This is a genomic window from Micromonospora sp. NPDC048887 (genome assembly GCF_040649715.1).
Classification (GTDB): Bacteria; Actinomycetota; Actinomycetes; order Mycobacteriales; family Micromonosporaceae; genus Micromonospora.
Genome location: NZ_JBEZGA010000011.1, coordinates 164,489 through 179,900 on the forward strand (window position 1 = coordinate 164,489; position 15,412 = coordinate 179,900).

20 protein-coding genes and 1 pseudogene are annotated in these 15,412 nt (G+C 72.8%); 12 read left to right on the top strand and 9 right to left on the bottom strand.

The genetic code is table 11. The features are described from left to right. Positions 1 to 76: 76 nt before the first annotated feature. The 5 genes from AB0C17_RS18775 to AB0C17_RS18795 all read left to right on the top strand — a co-directional run bounded on the left by AB0C17_RS18775 (position 77) and on the right by AB0C17_RS18795 (position 3,088). Positions 77 to 505, top strand: a complete 429-nt coding sequence (locus tag AB0C17_RS18775) for a hypothetical protein (protein WP_357469889.1) — start codon at positions 77 to 79, stop codon at positions 503 to 505. A gap of 153 nt (positions 506 to 658) precedes the next feature. Next, positions 659 to 1,492, top strand: a complete 834-nt coding sequence (locus AB0C17_RS18780; RefSeq protein WP_357383240.1) for a hypothetical protein — start codon at positions 659 to 661, stop codon at positions 1,490 to 1,492. A gap of 65 nt (positions 1,493 to 1,557) precedes the next feature. Further along, entirely contained in the window at positions 1,558 to 1,887 is a 330-nt protein-coding gene (locus AB0C17_RS18785) for a YkvA family protein (RefSeq protein ID WP_357383238.1), read from the top strand. A 32-nt stretch (positions 1,888 to 1,919) separates the two neighbouring features. Next, positions 1,920 to 2,333 (top strand): pyridoxamine 5'-phosphate oxidase family protein, encoded by a 414-nt coding sequence (locus tag AB0C17_RS18790; protein WP_357383236.1) that lies wholly within the window; start codon positions 1,920 to 1,922, stop codon positions 2,331 to 2,333. 146 nt (positions 2,334 to 2,479) lie between these two features. After that, positions 2,480 to 3,088 (top strand): C39 family peptidase, encoded by a 609-nt coding sequence (locus AB0C17_RS18795; protein WP_357383234.1) that lies wholly within the window; start codon positions 2,480 to 2,482, stop codon positions 3,086 to 3,088. Positions 3,089 to 3,208: 120 nt separating this feature from the next. Here the strand turns inward: AB0C17_RS18795 and AB0C17_RS18800 are convergent, their stop codons facing one another. Then, complete coding sequence (locus AB0C17_RS18800) at positions 3,209 to 3,391, bottom strand: antitoxin (RefSeq protein WP_269702636.1); 183 nt, start codon at positions 3,389 to 3,391, stop codon at positions 3,209 to 3,211. A gap of 130 nt (positions 3,392 to 3,521) precedes the next feature. On the opposite strand from AB0C17_RS18800, the gene AB0C17_RS18805 reads away from it, so the two are divergent. Continuing rightward, entirely contained in the window at positions 3,522 to 4,673 is a 1,152-nt protein-coding gene (locus AB0C17_RS18805) for an AI-2E family transporter (RefSeq protein ID WP_357479568.1), read from the top strand. A 99-nt stretch (positions 4,674 to 4,772) separates the two neighbouring features. Here AB0C17_RS18805 and AB0C17_RS18810 read toward each other — a convergent pair whose 3' ends face one another. Next, the gene (locus tag AB0C17_RS18810) at positions 4,773 to 5,426 is read right to left on the bottom strand and encodes a dienelactone hydrolase family protein (RefSeq protein ID WP_357387647.1); all 654 of its coding nucleotides are present in this window, start codon (positions 5,424 to 5,426) and stop codon (positions 4,773 to 4,775) included. A 180-nt stretch (positions 5,427 to 5,606) separates the two neighbouring features. Here AB0C17_RS18810 and AB0C17_RS18815 point away from each other — a divergent pair, with 180 nt between their 5' ends. From AB0C17_RS18815 to AB0C17_RS18825, 3 genes are all read left to right on the top strand, one after another. After that, the gene (locus AB0C17_RS18815; protein WP_357479571.1) at positions 5,607 to 5,999 is read left to right on the top strand and encodes a MerR family transcriptional regulator; all 393 of its coding nucleotides are present in this window, start codon (positions 5,607 to 5,609) and stop codon (positions 5,997 to 5,999) included. Then, positions 5,969 to 6,316, top strand: a complete 348-nt coding sequence (locus tag AB0C17_RS18820; protein ID WP_357479574.1) for a thioredoxin domain-containing protein — start codon at positions 5,969 to 5,971, stop codon at positions 6,314 to 6,316. The genes AB0C17_RS18815 and AB0C17_RS18820 overlap by 31 nt, the downstream gene beginning before the upstream one ends. Before the next feature lie 82 nt (positions 6,317 to 6,398). After that, positions 6,399 to 6,578: a hypothetical protein gene (locus AB0C17_RS18825; RefSeq protein ID WP_350816704.1), complete on the top strand. Its 180-nt coding sequence runs from the start codon at positions 6,399 to 6,401 to the stop codon at positions 6,576 to 6,578. Between the two features lie 42 nt (positions 6,579 to 6,620). On the opposite strand, the gene AB0C17_RS18830 is transcribed toward AB0C17_RS18825, so the two are convergent. Genes AB0C17_RS18830 through AB0C17_RS18855 form a run of 6 tightly spaced genes read right to left on the bottom strand, consistent with a single transcriptional unit; the run spans position 6,621 to position 12,686 of the window. Further along, positions 6,621 to 8,993 carry a glycoside hydrolase family 65 protein gene (locus tag AB0C17_RS18830; protein WP_357479579.1) on the bottom strand — a complete coding sequence of 791 codons (2,373 nt, stop codon included), beginning with the start codon at positions 8,991 to 8,993 and terminating at the stop codon, positions 6,621 to 6,623. Beyond that, on the bottom strand, positions 8,990 to 9,742 hold the full coding sequence (locus AB0C17_RS18835; protein WP_357479581.1) for a beta-phosphoglucomutase family hydrolase: 753 nt from the start codon (positions 9,740 to 9,742) through the stop codon (positions 8,990 to 8,992). Before AB0C17_RS18835 ends, AB0C17_RS18830 begins: the two co-directional genes overlap by 4 nt. 47 nt (positions 9,743 to 9,789) lie before the next feature. Further along, the gene (locus AB0C17_RS18840; protein ID WP_357479584.1) at positions 9,790 to 10,257 is read right to left on the bottom strand and encodes a DUF4442 domain-containing protein; all 468 of its coding nucleotides are present in this window, start codon (positions 10,255 to 10,257) and stop codon (positions 9,790 to 9,792) included. A 49-nt stretch (positions 10,258 to 10,306) separates the two neighbouring features. After that, positions 10,307 to 11,371, bottom strand: coding sequence for an ABC transporter permease (locus AB0C17_RS18845; RefSeq protein ID WP_357479587.1), 1,065 nt, complete (start codon positions 11,369 to 11,371; stop codon positions 10,307 to 10,309). Beyond that, the gene (locus AB0C17_RS18850) at positions 11,368 to 12,276 is read right to left on the bottom strand and encodes an ABC transporter ATP-binding protein (RefSeq protein WP_357479589.1); all 909 of its coding nucleotides are present in this window, start codon (positions 12,274 to 12,276) and stop codon (positions 11,368 to 11,370) included. The genes AB0C17_RS18845 and AB0C17_RS18850 overlap by 4 nt, the downstream gene beginning before the upstream one ends. After that, positions 12,273 to 12,686 carry a GntR family transcriptional regulator gene (locus tag AB0C17_RS18855; protein ID WP_357479592.1) on the bottom strand — a complete coding sequence of 138 codons (414 nt, stop codon included), beginning with the start codon at positions 12,684 to 12,686 and terminating at the stop codon, positions 12,273 to 12,275. The genes AB0C17_RS18850 and AB0C17_RS18855 overlap by 4 nt, the downstream gene beginning before the upstream one ends. 110 nt (positions 12,687 to 12,796) lie before the next feature. Between AB0C17_RS18855 and AB0C17_RS18860 the strand changes: the two genes are divergently transcribed. Beyond that, positions 12,797 to 13,321, top strand: coding sequence for a hypothetical protein (locus tag AB0C17_RS18860; RefSeq protein ID WP_357479595.1), 525 nt, complete (start codon positions 12,797 to 12,799; stop codon positions 13,319 to 13,321). A gap of 64 nt (positions 13,322 to 13,385) precedes the next feature. Further along, complete coding sequence (locus tag AB0C17_RS18865) at positions 13,386 to 13,715, top strand: hypothetical protein (RefSeq protein WP_357479598.1); 330 nt, start codon at positions 13,386 to 13,388, stop codon at positions 13,713 to 13,715. Between the two features lie 14 nt (positions 13,716 to 13,729). Here AB0C17_RS18865 and AB0C17_RS18870 read toward each other — a convergent pair whose 3' ends face one another. After that, complete coding sequence (locus AB0C17_RS18870; RefSeq protein ID WP_357479601.1) at positions 13,730 to 14,686, bottom strand: sulfotransferase; 957 nt, start codon at positions 14,684 to 14,686, stop codon at positions 13,730 to 13,732. Between AB0C17_RS18870 and AB0C17_RS18875 the strand changes: the two are divergent. Further along, positions 14,685 to 15,389 (top strand): annotated as a pseudogene (locus AB0C17_RS18875) (hypothetical protein); the annotation flags it as partial. The gene AB0C17_RS18870 and the pseudogene AB0C17_RS18875 sit on opposite strands and share 2 nt — an antisense overlap. Between the last annotated feature and the right edge of the window lie 23 nt (positions 15,390 to 15,412).

A 15,412-nucleotide genomic window follows, 5' to 3' on the forward strand; every position in this document is an offset into this window, starting at 1 on the left:
CGACTCGTGTGGTGGCTCACGTAACCCGCAAGATCTTTGAGCTGCAAGATCGTCTGCCGACCGATAGGTTGAATTGGTGCTGCCCGTAGCGTTCGCCCCGTCCACCTGGACGGCGACGCTGCGCCGAATCGCCCGCACGGCGGTGGCCGGCCTGGTGCTGATCGTCGGCCTCCAGGGCATCGCCGCCACACCCGCCCACGCCACCGCGTCCTCGCACGCCACCGCCTCGCACGCCGTCGAGCACGTCGCGACGATCGAGCACGTCGCCGTCATCGAGCACATCGCGACGCCGCGGGCGGTCACGGCCGGCCACGCACGTTCCGCCGCACTCACGGCGGGCGACGCCACGACCACTGCCCTGCGGACCACCGGTCCCGGCACCGGCCCCGCCGTCGCCGAAGCCTCTTCCGCCGGCTCCGCCGGGCGCGTCCCCGGCACCGAGGTCGTCGCCGCCGCCGACCCCGGCCGCGCGCACATCGCCCGTCGCGGTCCGCCGCGCGCCTGACCGGGCGCCCTTCCGGTACGCCCCGGCGCGGCCTCACGGCCGCACGCCTCGCGCCCTGCCGCGCGTGCCGCGTCTCCGTTCACGACGCGCACCCGCCCGGATGCCCGGGCCACAACCGCTTATCGTCCTTCGTTCCACCTTGAGGTGCTGGTGATGCAGACCGTCTTCTCCGCCGTCCTGCCCGACATGCCCACGGCCGCCGTGATCTGGCTGGTCCTGCTCGCCGTGGCCGCGACAGTGGTGGCCGCGCTGATCGTCCGCCCGTCCCGGTTCCGCTCGGAACTCGTCGACCGGATCAGCGACGCCGCCCGGCCGAGCAGCATCGAACAGGCCGAGCGGGCCCGCGTACAGGACCGGGACCGGGACCGGTACGCCGACGAGGTCGCCGTGGCCGCCTCCCGCGCGGCGGCTACCGCGGAGCGCAGCCGGGCGGAGTGGCTGACCGCCCAGGAGGAGGCCGAGTCGGCCTGGCAGGCGTACCAGGCGGCGGAGGACGACGTACGGCGCCTGGCTGCCGCCGCGGCGCTGCCGCTGCCCCGGACCGCCCGGACCCCGGCCGAGTACGCGGACCGGGAGCGCTGGCTGCACCGGGCCGCGATGGACGCCCAGTGGCGCAACGAGATCACGGTGCGGCAGCTCAGCGACATCCTCGGCGGCAACGGCTGGGACCCGACCCGGCACCCGGTCGAGCAGGAACTGCTGCTGCGCCGGCTGGTCCGGGACAACCTGGCGGCACGGCACCGGGCCGCCGCCCAGCGGGAGCAGGCCGCCTGGCAGGCAGCCGAGCTGGCCGCGGCCGCGGCGCAGAGCCTGCGCGACGAGGTGTTCGCCGCACTGCACCCGGTCGCCGAGCCGCAGGCGGAACTGTCCATCGTCGGGTTCGCCGGGCCGGAGACCACCCGGGAACTGCCGGCCGGGGCGGCGGCCGTCGAGGTCACCCGCGAGCTGCCCCCGGTGGCCCGGGGACGGGCGGCAGTCGCGGCCTGAGAGTTCGCTGCCGGCCGGTGCCACGTCAGCGGGCGGCACCGGCCCGGCTCGACTAGCGTGATGGCGTGTCCCGTGAAGCCTGGGTGCTCGTCGTGCTCGCCGCCGTCGTCGCGGTGGCGATGCTGGCCGGGGCGGTGGTCCTCGCCGTCCGGCTGGTCCGCACGCGCCGCATGCTCGGCGCGCTCGGCGCCGGCGGCAAGGTCGCGTTCTACGGCGCGCTGATCTACACGATCCTGCCGGTGGACCTGCTGCCCGACCCGATCTACCTGGACGACATGGGCGTCCTGGCGGGTGCGCTGTTCTACCTGGGCCGGCTGGTCGCCAAGCACCGCGCCGAGCAGCGGGCCGCCGGGGAGTCCCCGGTGAAGACGCTGCCGCCGGCACCCCGCCGCTGAGGTTCCACAGGTACGCCGAACGAGGAGACGACATGGCGGGACGGCACCGGTTGGATCCGGGCGACGAGCGGGTGGCCCGCTTCTTCGCGGACCGGCACCTCGCCACGCTCACCACACCCCGTGCCGACGGCACCCCGCACGTCGTACCCGTGGGGGTGACCTTCGACCCGGCGGCCCGGCTGGCCCGGGTGATCACCTCCGCCGGGTCGGCGAAGGCCCGGCACGTCGCGGTGGCCGGGCCGGACGGCGTCCCGGTCGCGGTGTGCCAGGTCGACGGCCGGTGGTGGCTGACCGTGGAGGGCCGGGCGGTGCTGCGCCGCGACCCGGAGTCGGTGGCCGAGGCCGAGCGCCGGTACGCCGAGCGGTATCGCACCCCGCGCCCGAATCCGGAGCGGGTGGTCATCGAGATCGCGGTGACCGGGCTACTGGGAAGTCTCCCCGGCTGAGCCGTCCGTCCGGTTCCGGTGTGGCCCCGGCCACGCCTGGAAATGGCGTGCCGCAGTAGGGCGGTTGAACTCTCCGTACGCCGAGCGCCACTCCTGGTGCCACGTCTCCCGCACGGAGCCGTCGACCCCCGAATGGAGCCTCGACAATGAATCCGATCATCCGTAAGTGCGTGCTGTCCGTCGCCGGCCTGGCCGCTGCCGGCGGTGCCGTCGCCGGCCCGGCCGCCGCCCATGCCGCCCCGGTCAAGGGCAAGGGTGACCGTGCCGCCGACTACGAGTACCAGGCGCAGCCGAACTACTTCTACTGCGGTCCCGCCTCGACCCGGATCGCGCTGTCGGCCGAGGGCAGGGACGTGAGCCAGGACGAGCTGGCCGCCAAGCTCGGCACCACCGAGAACGGCACCGACTCGGCCATCGACATCACCCGGGTGCTGAACGAGTACACCGGAGGCAAGTACCGGACCACCGAGATCCGCGACGACGTGGCCACCCGTGGGCAGGTCGACCGCCTGCGCGCGGACATCCGTACCGCTGTGGACGACGACCGGCCGGTGGTGGCGAACATCCTGGGCGCCGCCCGGGACGTCGACGGGGTGGAGCACAGCTACCCCGGTCACTACGTGACAGTCGTGCGGTACGAGGACGACGGCGACCGGGTGCTGATCGCCGACCCGGCCCGGCCGGACGCGCCGACGTACTGGATGGACGTGACCGAGCTGGCCAACTGGATCGCCGGCCGCGGCTACAGCTCCTGACCCCGCCTTCTGACGCACGGGCCGGTCTCCCCTGTGGAGGCCGGCCCGACGCCGCGGCGGCCACGCTCCCCATCCGGGGGCGTGGCCGCCGTCGTGTTCCGGCGCCGAAGCGGGCGTACGTCAGCGACCGGTGTCGCCTTCGCCGGTGCGCTGCTGCGCCATGTCGACGCCCTTGTCGATCTGCGCGTCGTACTTGCCGCCGCTGCGCTTGTCGGCGGCGTCGCCCGCCTTCTCGATCCCCTGGTCGACCTGCTTGTCATGCTTGTCCGCGAAGTCCTTGGCCTTGTCCATGAAGTCGCTCATGTCCGATCTCCCTTCGATACGTTGAATGCCTTCCCTGAGGCCGGGGGCACAAACACCGGGTGGGTGGTTACCGCCCTGGTGTCGGATCGATCCCTGTCGGGTACCAACGGCCACGATCGAGGAGGGCGACGTGGACGACGACGCTGGTATACCCGGGCGGGCACCGACCGCCGGACCGCGACAGACGTGGGCCGGACTTCCCTGGCCGGTACGCACGGCTGTCACCTGGAGCGCCTGCCTCCTAGTCGTGACGGCCGGGCTGTGGCTGCTCGGGCAGATCGCCGTGTTGCTCGCGCCGCTCGCCGTGGCGCTGGCCGGCACGCTCTTCCTCGCCGCGCTGCTCGACCCGGTGCTGGTACGCCTGCGCCGGCTGCGGGTGCCGGCCGGGCTCGCCGCGCTGCTGAGCATCCTGCTGCTGCTCGGCATTCTGGGCGGCGCCGGTGTCCTGGTCTGGAACCTCACCGCGAGCCAGTTCAGCGAGTTGAGCCAGCAACTCGACGAGGGGTTGCAGCGCACCCGGGACTTCGTCACGTCGAGCCTGCCCGTCACCGACCAGCAGCTTGACCGGCTCGTCGAGCAGATCCGGCAGGGCCTGAGCAGCGGCGCACCCGACCCGGTCGCCGGGGCGCGCAAGGTCGCCGAGGTCGCGGGCGCGGTGCTGCTCGCCCTGGTGCTGCTGTTCTTCCTGCTCAAGGACGGCCGTTCGATGTGGCGCTGGGTGCTGCGCCGGCTGACCGGCCCGCGCCGGGAGCTGACCGCCGAGGCGGGACGGGCGGGCTGGCGTACGCTCGGCGCGTACAGCCGGGGCACGATGATCATCGCGGCCATCGACGCCGTCGGCATCGGGCTGGCGCTTGTGGTGTTGCGTGTCCCGCTGGCCCTGCCGCTCGCCCTGATCACGTTCCTCGGCGGCTTCGTGCCGATCATCGGCGCCACGGTGGCCGGTGCGGTGGCGGTGCTCGTCGCGCTCGCCGCGAACGGCCCGACCACCGCACTGCTCACGCTTGCCGCCGTGATCGCCGTCCAGCAGATCGAGGGCAACCTGCTCGAACCCCTGGTGATGCGGCGGCAGGTGCAGCTTCATCCGGCGGTCATCCTGGTGGTGGTCACCGCCGGCACGCTGGTCGCCGGGGTCGCCGGGGCGTTCGTATCGGTGCCGATCGCGGCGGTGCTCTGGCGTGTGCTGGACACCGTGCAGCGGCACCGCGCCGCCGAGCAGAGCGGGAACGACGCACCCGGCCCGGCCGCCGATCCCGGCCGAGCCGCCGAAGCCGCGGGCTGACGGCTGACGGCTGACGGCTGGCACGATCGGACAGCCACCCGGCGCCGGCTGACTGCCGACACGTGGTGCGGGCCGCCGGGACCGCGCCACGCGGGCTGGTCAGGCGGGGTGCGGCTGGCGCAGGTGGGTGGTGAACCAGGTGCCGGCCTGGTCGGCCACCTGCTCCAGCGTGCCGGGCTCCTCGAACAGGTGCGTGGCACCGGGCACGATGCGCAGCTCGGCGAGCTCGCCCAGCGCGTCCCGGGCCTGCTCGTTGAGCACGATCACCTGCTCGTCCAGGCCGCCGACGAGCAGCAGCGTCGGTGCGCGTACCGCAGTCAGGGAGCTGCCGGCCAGATCCGGCCGCCCGCCCCGGGAGACCACAGCGCCCACCCGGTCCGGCCGGGCCGCGGCGGCGACCAGGGCGGCGGCGGCACCGGTGCTGGCGCCGAACAGCCCGATCGGGAGCCGTCCCAGCTCCGGGTCGGCGCCCATCCAGTCGACGATCCCGGCCAGGCGCTCGGCCAGCATGCCGATGTCGAAGCGCAGCTCGGCGGTGACCTCGTCCCGGGCCTCCTCGTCGGCGGTCAGCAGGTCGACCAGCATCGTGCCGAGCCCGCGCTCGTTGAGCGCGCGCCCGACTGCCATGTTGCGCGGGCTGTGCCGCGAGCTGCCGCTGCCGTGCGCGAACAACACCACCCCACCGGCCCTCGCCGGCACCACCACGTCCCCCACGAGCCCGCCCGCAACCACAGGAACCGAAACCTCACGCATCCCCTTCACCGCCCCTCCCGCTCTCCCCGCGCATACCCCCCACCCCGACGATCATGAAGTTGACGGCCCAGAAAGCGCTTCCTCACCCCGCCAACCTCATGATCACCCCCGCGTGAAGGGTTGCGTTGACGTCGGCGGCAAGGTTTAGCGTCAATCGGCAGAGAGGGACGGGGGCGGCGGATGCGGATCGGGGAGCTGGCGCGGCGGGCCGGTACGAGCACCCGCACCCTGCGCTACTACGAGGCACACGGACTGGTCCGTCCGCACCGGTCCGCCAACGGATACCGGGTCTACGACGAGGCGGAACTACGCGTCGTCCGCGAGATCCGGTCCCTGCTGGCGATCGGCTTCGGTCTGGACGACATCCGCCCGTTCGTCGCCTGCCTGCGCGCCGGGAATGACTCCGGTGACGTCTGCCCCGATTCGGTGGCGGTGCTGCGGCGCAAGCTCGCCGAGGTGGACGACTACCTCGACCGGCTCGGCGACGTCCGCCGCCGGCTGCACGACCAGCTCGCCCACGCGATCATCCAACGGGAGGAAACATGCCTCAGGACACGGGGACCGGACGGCTGACAGCGGTCACCGACGAGACCTTCGCGGCCACAGTGCTGGCCGCCGACCGGCCGGTCGTGGTGGACTTCTGGGCCGAATGGTGCCCACCGTGCCGGGTGGTGTCGAAGCACCTGGCCGAGCTGGCCGAGGAGTTCGGCGACGCGCTGCGCTTCGTGGCCGTCAACACGGACGAGAACCCCGCCACCACGCGCGACCACCGGATCATGTCCGCGCCGACCATGCTGGTGTTCCGGCGCGGCGAGGTGGTCGGCTCGATCGTCGGCTCCCGCCCCAAGGACCACCTGCGCCGCAGCTTCGCCCAGCACCTGGACGGCTGAGCCCTCGACCGGGACGGTTGAGACGCCGCCGGGCGGGAACGCGCGGGGTGACCACGGACCCCGACCGATCGCGAGGATCGTCATGGCGAAACAGGACAGGTCCCGGGAACAGGAACGCACCGACCAGGAACGCCGTGAGCAGGAGCTGAAGGACTCGCCGGACTGGGCCGACCGCGCCGCGACGGCGCGTACCGCCGACGACCCGCGGGCCACGGCGCCGCGCGACGCCGGCGGGCGTCCGTCGAACGGCCGCCAGTTCTGAGGTACGCCTACCGAGCGGTCCCGCCCCTGGTGGCGGGGCCGCTCAGTCCATGCGTTCGGGCAGGTGCATCAGCGGCGCGCGGCCCTGCGGCTGCTCCGGCTGCGGCCCCTTCGGGTGTGCCGGGGGCACCGGCACGGTGACCGGCTGCGCGGAGGTGACCCGCAGCGGCTCGCCGTGGTGCCGCAACTCCACGACGGTGTCCGGCCCGCCGTTGCGCAGCGAGTACGTCGTCTGGTGCGGCCGGACGTCGACCCGCAGTCGCATCCCCTGCCACTGGAGTGAGAACTCCAGGCGGCTGAGGCGGCTGGAGAGCCGGGGCGCGAAGGAGAGCGTCCCGTCGTGGTCACGCAGCCCGCCGAACCCGGCCACCAGCGCGATCCAGGCGCCGGCCAGGGACGCCATGTGCACGCCGTCGCGGGTGTTCTCGTTGAGGTCGTGCAGATCCATCAGCGCGGCCTCGCGCAGGTAGCGGTGGGCCAGTTCGAGGTAGCCGACCTCGGCCGCGAGCACCGCCTGGGTGCAGGCGCTCAGCGACGAGTCGCGTACGGTGCGCCGCTCGTAGTAGACGAAGTTGCGCAGTTTCTCGGCGGCGCTGAACGCGTCGCCCCGCCAGTGCATGGCCAGCACCAGGTCGGCCTGCTTGACGACCTGCTTGCGGTAGAGGTCGAAGTACGGGTAGTGCAGCAGCAGCGGGTACTTCTCCGGCGGCGTGTGCTCGAAGTCCCACTCCTGGAAGCGGGTGAACCCCTCCACCTGCTCGTGGACGTCGGTCTCCGCGTCGTACGGGATGTGCATGTCGTTCGCGGCGTCCCGCCAGGCGGCGGCCTCCTCCTCGGTGACGCCGAGGTCGAGCGCCTGGTCCCGGTAGCGCATCGCGCAGTCCGCCGCGGTCAGCAGGTTCCGCTGCGCCATCAGGTTGGTGTAGACGTTGTCGTTCTTCACCGCCGTGTACTCGTCCGGGCCGGTCACGCCGTCGATGTGGAACCGTCCGGCGCGGTCGTGGTGGCCGAGTGAGCGCCACAGCCGGGCGGTCTCGACGAGCAGTTCCAGGCCGATGTCCCGTTCCAGCGCCTCGTCGCCGGTCACCAGCACGTAGCGGCGCAGCGCGTCGGCGACGTCGGCGGCGATGTGGAACGCGGCGGTCCCGGCCGGCCAGTACGCCGACGACTCCGGCCCTTCGATGGTTCGCCACGGGAAGGCCGCCCCGGCGAGGTTCAGTGTGCGGGCGCGTTCCTGCGCCTGGGCCAGCGTGTCGTACCGCCACTGCAACGCGTCGCGCACGGCGCCCGGCTGGGTGTACGTGAGCACCGGCAGCACGAACATCTCGGTGTCCCAGAACGCGTGGCCGTCGTACCCCGGGCCGGTGAGGCCCTTGGCCGAGATGGGCCGCCGTTCCGCGCGGGCGCCGGCCTGGAGGACGTGGAAGAGACCGAACCGGACGGCCTGCTGCACCTCGGGGTCGCCCTCGACGCGCACGTCGGCGGCGTCCCAGAACGCGTCCAGGTATTCGCGCTGGGCCCGGCGCAGCCCGTCCCAGCCGTCGAGCCGGGCCGCGGCCAGTGCCGCGCCGACCTGGTCGCGCAGCGCCGGGAGGGACCGGCGGCTGGACCAGCCGTACGTGAGGTACTTGACCACCCGGAGCGTCTGGCCGGGCTTGAGCACGCAGCCGATGGTGGTGCGGACCCAGTCCTCGTACCCCTCGCTCTCGATCGTGGTGCGTTCGGGCCCGTCCACGTCGTGGCCCATCGCGGCGGCGACCCGCAGCCCGCTGACCTTGGTGCGGTGGATGAGCTGGCCGCCGTCGTCGGTGGTCAGCTCCTCCTCGGCCTGCAACGGCGATTCCAGCACGGCGGCCACCCGGGGGTCGCGGCTCTGCGGCGGCAGCGACTCGTTGGCGACCAGCTCGGACTGGAGGATCAGCCGCAGCGGCCCGTCGACCGGCTCGACCTCGTAGTGGATGGCGGCCACCGAGCGCTGGGTGAACGACACCAGCCGGGTGGTGCGGACCTTCACCTCGCGCCCGGCCGGGGAACGCCAGTGCAGGTCCCGCTGGAGCGTGCCGGCGCGCAGGTCGAGGACCCGCTCGTGGGCGAGGAGTTCGCCGTAGCGCACGTCGAGCGGTTCGTCGTCCACGAGCAGCCGGATCAGCTTGCCGTTCGTGACGTTGACGATGGTCTGCCCGGATTCGGGGAACCCGAAGCCGGCTTCCGCGTACGGCAGCGGGCGCAGCTCGTAGAACGAGTTCAGGTAGGTGCCGGGCAGCCCGTGCGGCTCGCCCTCGTCGAGGTTGCCGCGCAGCCCGATGTGGCCGTTGGAGAGCGCGAACACCGACTCGGACTGGGCCAGCACGTCCATGTCGAGCCGCATCTCCCGGACGTGCCAGGGCTCGACCGGGTACGCCCGTTCCCGGATCACGCGGCCGGCTCCGCGGCGAGCAGGTCGGCGAGGTCGGTGACCACCACGTCGGCGCCGTGCGCGAGCAGTTCGCCGGCCTGGCCGACCCGGTCGACGCCGACCACGTACCCGAATCCGCCGGCCCGTCCGGCGGCCACCCCGGCGAGGGCGTCCTCGAAGACGGCGGCCTGGGCCGGTTCGACGCCGAGCAGCCGGGCGCCTTCCAGGAACGTGTCCGGGTCCGGTTTGCCGCGCAGCCCGTTCGCGCGGGCGACCACGCCGTCCACCCGCGCCTCCAGCCAGTGGTCCAGCCCGGCGGCGTGCACCACGGCGGCGCAGTTGGCGCTGGCCGAGACGACAGCGCGGCGCAGCCCGGCCGCGGTGGCCGCCTCCAGGTAGCGCACCGAGCCCTCGTACGCCTCGACGCCGTTGTGCTCGATCCGCTGGAGCAGCACGACGTTCTTACGGTTGCCGAGACCGTTGACGGTGTCCGCCTCGGGCGGGTCGTCCGGCGATCCCTCGGGCAGCGTGATGCCGCGCGAGGCCAGGAATGTGCGCACCCCGTCGGCGCGCGGTCTGCCGTCCACGTACCGGTTGTAGTCCGGTCCGCTGTCGAACGGGTGGAACGGCTCGCCGGTTTCGGCCGACCGTCGCCTCAGGTACGCGTCGAACGTCTCCGCCCAGGCGGCGTTGTGCACCTTGGCGGTCTGCGTCAGCACACCGTCCAGATCGAAGAGACACGCGCTCACGTGCTCGGGGAGGCCCAGCATCGCTTGAATCTAACCAGAGCCCGCGCCGGGTAAACACCGTTCCGGGCTCAGCGGTTCGGACGCAGCGTCCAGATCACTGTGAGCGAGGAGGTGAGCGTGCCGTCCTCGGTGCGGACCTCCACCTCGACCGGGAACTCCGGCCGTCGGCCGGCGTCCAGCTCGGCCAGCACCTCGGCGGGGACGCCGCCGAGCCGCGCGGTCGCCAGCACCGGGCCCATCGCGATCTTGCGGAAGTGGACCGACGCGGTCACCGGCAGGGGTACGGCCCGGTCGAGCACCTGCCCGAAGGCGGCCAGGACTGCCGCGCCGGAGGCGCTCTCCCCCAGCGTGAACATGGCCCCGGCGTGCGGGCCGCCGAGGTGGTTGTGGTGCGCCGGCAGGTCGGGGAGCCGGGCCACGACGCGGACCCCGCCCTCGGCCTCGGGCGCCACCTCGACGAACTCGATCCCGAGCGTGCGGGCGAACGGCACGGCGTCGAGGAGACCGGCCGCCACCTGGCGAGAGTCGATGCTCATGCCCGAACGCTACTCGCCAGTAATAACACCGGCAAGGCCGATCCCCTGGTCAGCCCGCGCTCAGGTCGGTACGGCGGACGATCCACCAGACGACGAGGAGCGCCAGCGCGGTCAGGCCCAGGTAGCCGCCGGCGACGATCAGGTGGAACTCGGGGATCCGGCTGCCCGGCTGGTACTGGAGGTGCTGCTGAAGGTTGTGCTCGACGAAGCAGGCGAGCGTCCGGCCGGTGCCGTTGTCGGGTGGGCAGAGGCGTTGCAGCTCGACCCCGCTGAGCTCACGCCCGGAGGCGTCGAACGCGCCGGACGGCCCGTCGACCCCGTAGTCGATCATGCCGCCCTTGACGACCAGGGCGTTGTCGCGCAGCACACCCACGCCCGGCCCGCCGATGACGCGGTGCGCGGTCAGCGGCTCCATCAGCGTGGGGTAGCGCCACCGGACGAAATAGGTCAGGCCGACGAAGCCCACGATCACGCCGAACACGGCCGGCAGCGTGCGCTTGATCGCGGCGCCGAGCGCTACGCCGACCGCGAACCAGCAGAGGCTGATCACGGCCGGAAGCATCGCCGTGTTGAGGAACGGCCCGTACTCGAAGAGGCTCACCGGGGCGACCCGCGCCTGGAGTCGCTCCAGGTGGTCGCTGACGCCGGCGACGGCCGAGGTCACCGCCGCCACGAACAGGCCGAGCAGGGCCAGCCTCGTCCAGAGCCACCGCTGCGGGGAGACATCCTGACTCCAGGCCAGCAGCAGGGTGCGCTGCTCGTGTTCCCTGGTCAGCACCGGGACGCCGACGAACACGCCGATCAGCAGCGGCATCCACTGCACCACCTGCGACAGGACGGCCAGGGTCAGGACCAGGCTGGAGGAGCCGCCGAGCCGCCGGCCCTGTGGCGAGTCCTCCGCGCAGAACGTCTCGTGGCACTGGTGCCACAGGTTCGTCAGCTCCACGGACAGGTAGGTCATCCAGCCCACCAGGACGGCGGCCAGGACCAGCGTGCCGATCACCGTCCAGCGGTGCTGACGCCAGGTCAGCCAGAGCAGACCGCGTACGCCCCCGGCGTACCCGGGGTCGCTGCGGCGGTTCGTGGGTGCGGACAGCTGGCCGACCGGGCTCATGCGGCTGCCTCCCGCTCGTGCGGCGCGGCGGCCGACGCTCTGAGGTGGGTCAGGATCAGCTCGTCCAGGGTGATCGGCTGGGCGGTCCAGCCGGGCGCCACGACCGCGTGCGCCGCCGGTGCCGTCGGCCGCCGCAGCACGAAGGTGGACTGGCGGCCGGTGTGCTGCGCCTGGACGATCGTGCCCGGCCCGGGTGGCTGGTCGGCGCGGGGCCCGGTCAGCCGGACGTGGCTGTCGAGCAACTCCTCGACGTCGCCGGTGAGGACGGGCCGACCGGCGTCGAGCAGCAGCAGGTGGTCACCGACGCCGCTCAGCTCGGCGACGATGTGGGTCGACAGCACGACTGTCATGTCGTCGTCGGCGACCTCCGCCAGCAACTCGCCTGTCACCTCGACGCGGGCCAGCGGATCCAGGTTGGCGAGGGGTTCGTCCAGCAGCAGCACCGCCGGGCGGGAGCCGAGCGCGACCGCCAGCGCGACCTGCGCCCGCTGCCCGCCGGACAGCTTGCCGCAGCGCCGGTCCAGCGGGACGGCGAAGCGGTCGAGCCACGACAGCGCCCGCCGCTGGTCCCACACGCGGTTCGTCGAGCGGCCGAAGCGGAGCATGTCCGAGACGGTGAAGTCGCGGTAGAGCGGCTTGTCCTGGGCCAGGATCGCCACCCGGCTGCCGCCGTCGGCGGACCCGCCCCGCACCACCTGCCGGCCGCGCACCAGCACGGTGCCGCCGGTGGCCGCGAGGGTGCCGGCGATGATGCTCAGCAGCGTCGACTTGCCCGCGCCGTTCGCGCCTACGAGCGCGACGACCCGGTTGGCGGGCAGCGCGAACGAGCACTCCCGCAGCGCCCACACGGTGCCGTAGCGCCGGCTCAGGTCACGCGCCTCGACGGCGACCGGCTCGCCGTTCACGCCGCGCCCTCCGCGTTCTCTCTCCTCGCGGGTGTCGCGTTCGCCGCGATCACCGAGGCGAGCAGCGCCTGGACGTCCTCGTCCTCCAGACCGGCCTCGCGGGCCTGGCCGAGCCACCGGGCCAGGCTGCCGCGCAGGCGGGCCATGACGTGGGGATCGGCGTGCCCGAGCGTCCCGCTGACGAACGTGCCCGCCCCCTGCCTCGCCTCCACCAGGCCGGACAGCTCCAGCTCCCGGTACGCCTTGAGCACAGTGGTCGGGTTGACGGTGCACGAGATCACCACGCTGCGCACGGTGGGGAGCTGGTCCCCTGGCCGCAGCGTCCCGATCCGCAGCGCCTCACGGACCTGCCGCACCAGCTGGGCGTACGCGGGGACGCTGCTGGACCGGTCGACATGAAAGTTGATCACCCTGGTGACCCTCCGTCAGATTGTTATGGTTGAGTAGAACACCAGTTAAGCGTCATGGCAACATCCGGAGGGCGTTTCGCCGGCCGCCGACTGCGGGTAGCCAGTGGCCCATGAACCGCGATCTCGCGCGTGGGCTGACGGTGGCGTGGGCGCTACCGGAGTTCCGCGACGGGCTGCGTCACCTCGTCGACCTCGACGAGGTGACAGTGCTGCTGGCCGCGCTGTCCCTTCCGGACCGCGACCGCGAGGTCGAGCGGAGCGCGCTGGGCCTGCTGCGGTCCGGGCTCGACAGCACCGAGGTCCGGGAGGCGGTGTTGCTGCTGCTGGAACGGGACACCGTGCGCCGGCCGCTCGTCACCGCGGCGGTGGAGCCGATCGCCGACCGGCCCGGCCTGGTCACCGCCGTCACGTCCGCGGCCGAGGATCCCCGGGTACGCCACGAGGTACGGGCGATGCTGGACAGCGCCGGCGTACGCGAGCTGATCTGGCGGGCGGTCGACGACCAGGTGAGCGACAACCGGTTCGGGCTGGTCCGCCGGGCGGCGGTGCTGCTTGTCAGGCACCCCAGCGCACGGCGCCTGGGGTGGGCGCTCCGCCGCCACGGCGTGCTCCGCGAACTGCGCCGCAGGGCGTGACACCTGATCTTGCTGATGCCCGGTCGTGTCACCGCCGAGACGTTCGGACGCTAGTGTCCGGTCGATGCGATCCGGTGCGGCGAAGGCGGCAGCGACTCTGGTGACCGTGCTGGGCACACTGCTCGTCGTCACGAGCTGTCTCAGTTGCGTCCCGCTCCTGGCGCCCTCCGCGCCGTGCGACGGTGACACCTACGCTTCGGCGCAGGCGGCGAGGGATGCGTACGCCCTGCTGGTCCTGGCGATGACGGCGACGGCGGTTCTCTCCGTCGTCGTGGCCCGGGTAGGCCTCCAGCCCCGAATCCGGAACCCCTGGCCGTGGCTGGCATTCGCCGTACTGGGAATCGCAGTGAGCGCCGGCCTGATGATCCCGATCGATCGCGCCGGCTCCTGCTGAGGTCCGCGCGGCCGTCACCCGTATCCCATCGCGGGGATGATCTCGCCCAGTTCCCGCTCGACGTACGCGCGGGTGTCCGCGTCGAACTGGCCGTCGCGGTGCGCCAGCTTGGCTGACTGGAAGGTCGACGAGGTGGGGTAGTCCTCGACGCCGAGCCGCCCGAACAGGACGCGCCGCTGGTCGGGCCAGTCGGCCGCCAGGTCTTCCGCCTTCACCTCGACGTATCGCCGGCCCGCCAGGTCGGTGGCGTTCTTCCAGGCCAGCCACCTGTCGTAGACCGGCAGCAGGTAGGCGAGCACACCGACGACAGTGGACGGCGCCCACGGCTGGGCCAGGTGGGAGGCCAGCACCGCGACCGGGTGGCGCTTGATGTGCACGATCGTCGCCTCGGGGACCAGCTCCCAGAGGAAGTCCATGGCGAAGAGGTTGAACGGGGTCTTCTCGCACCAGGTCGGCTTGCCCGCGTCGGCCGCCGCCCCGCCGAACAGGGTGTCGACCAGGCCGCGCAGGACGCCGATCAGCTCGCCCCGGTCCCGGAAGTGCCTCGCGACGGCCCGCCGCCGGCTGGCCGGCCCGAACGGCCCGGCCGGCCGGTCGCCGTCGCCGAAGCCCTCCGGGGGTGCGGGTTCGTCGTACGCGTACGCGATGACCTGCGGCCAGAGCCGGTGTACGGCGTCCCGGTACCGGCCCACGCCGACCAGCTCGGGCACGGTCTTGCCACGGTCGTCCCGCCGTCCGGGGACCCGTACGGTGAGGAAGTCGCTCAGCCGGTGCAGGGCGTCCTCACCGACGATGGGGTCGTATCGTTCGGTGAGCGCGTCGGCCAGGTCCCGCAGGCCGCCCGGTTCGACGATGAACTTGGTCTCCATGGGGATCCGGTGGATCAGCGGATGCTGGCCGATGACGTCGGCGATCCGTGACGTGCCCGAACGGCCCGTACCAGCGACGAAGACCGGCGAGAGGGACGGCATGGACGGCAGTCAAACTCCCGGCCCGGCGCGGGGGCAATCCGATTATCACCGCCGCGATCAGCTGATCGACATCCTGGCCGACGCGGTCGGGTCCGTCACCGTGGCGCACCCGACGCGGGTCGCCGTCGACGGGCCGCCCGCCGCCGGCAAGACCACGCTCGCCGACGAGCTGGCCGCCGTCCTGCGGGCCCGTGGCCGGTACGTCATCCGGGCGACAGTCGACGACTTCCTCTTCCCCCGGGAGCGGCGCTATCGACGCGGCGAGTTCTCGGCCGAGGGCTGCTACGTCGACACCCACGACCACCAGTCGCTGAACCGGGTGCTGCTCGACCCGCTCGGCCCCGGCGGCGACCGGCGCTTCCGGCTCTCGGTCTACGACCACGCCACGGACGCGGTGGTGTCCCCGCCGCTCGCGACCGCTCCCGCCGACGCCGTGCTGGTCTTCGACGGCGTCTTCCTCCTGCGCCCGGAACTGCTCGACCGGTGGGAGCTGCGCGTCTTCGTGTCCACCGCGCTCGACAAGACGGTGGATCGTGCCGTGATCCGCGAAAGCAGCGTGTCGACGAGAGCCGACGTCGAACGGCGCTGGCACGAGCGGTACCTGCCCGCCCAGCGGCTCTACTTCGCCACGGCCCGCCCGGCCGAGCACGCCGACGTCGTCGTGCACAACGACGATCCCCGGCAGCCGATCTGGGAGACCCGGACACACGCGGATGGCAGGCTGGC

Coding starts and splice junctions, on each gene's coding strand:
- AB0C17_RS18860 (WP_357479595.1), top strand. CDS start 12,797: ATGAACCGCGATCTCGCGCGTGGGCTGACGGTGGCGTGGGCGCTACCG.
- AB0C17_RS18870 (WP_357479601.1), bottom strand. CDS start 14,686: ATGCCGTCCCTCTCGCCGGTCTTCGTCGCTGGTACGGGCCGTTCGGGC.
- AB0C17_RS18845 (WP_357479587.1), bottom strand. CDS start 11,371: ATGAGCCCGGTCGGCCAGCTGTCCGCACCCACGAACCGCCGCAGCGAC.
- AB0C17_RS18795 (WP_357383234.1), top strand. CDS start 2,480: ATGAATCCGATCATCCGTAAGTGCGTGCTGTCCGTCGCCGGCCTGGCC.
- AB0C17_RS18820 (WP_357479574.1), top strand. CDS start 5,969: ATGCCTCAGGACACGGGGACCGGACGGCTGACAGCGGTCACCGACGAG.
- AB0C17_RS18825 (WP_350816704.1), top strand. CDS start 6,399: ATGGCGAAACAGGACAGGTCCCGGGAACAGGAACGCACCGACCAGGAA.
- AB0C17_RS18810 (WP_357387647.1), bottom strand. CDS start 5,426: ATGCGTGAGGTTTCGGTTCCTGTGGTTGCGGGCGGGCTCGTGGGGGAC.
- AB0C17_RS18835 (WP_357479581.1), bottom strand. CDS start 9,742: ATGCTGGGCCTCCCCGAGCACGTGAGCGCGTGTCTCTTCGATCTGGAC.
- AB0C17_RS18780 (WP_357383240.1), top strand. CDS start 659: ATGCAGACCGTCTTCTCCGCCGTCCTGCCCGACATGCCCACGGCCGCC.
- AB0C17_RS18800 (WP_269702636.1), bottom strand. CDS start 3,391: ATGAGCGACTTCATGGACAAGGCCAAGGACTTCGCGGACAAGCATGAC.
- AB0C17_RS18815 (WP_357479571.1), top strand. CDS start 5,607: ATGCGGATCGGGGAGCTGGCGCGGCGGGCCGGTACGAGCACCCGCACC.
- AB0C17_RS18865 (WP_357479598.1), top strand. CDS start 13,386: ATGCGATCCGGTGCGGCGAAGGCGGCAGCGACTCTGGTGACCGTGCTG.
- AB0C17_RS18790 (WP_357383236.1), top strand. CDS start 1,920: ATGGCGGGACGGCACCGGTTGGATCCGGGCGACGAGCGGGTGGCCCGC.
- AB0C17_RS18840 (WP_357479584.1), bottom strand. CDS start 10,257: ATGAGCATCGACTCTCGCCAGGTGGCGGCCGGTCTCCTCGACGCCGTG.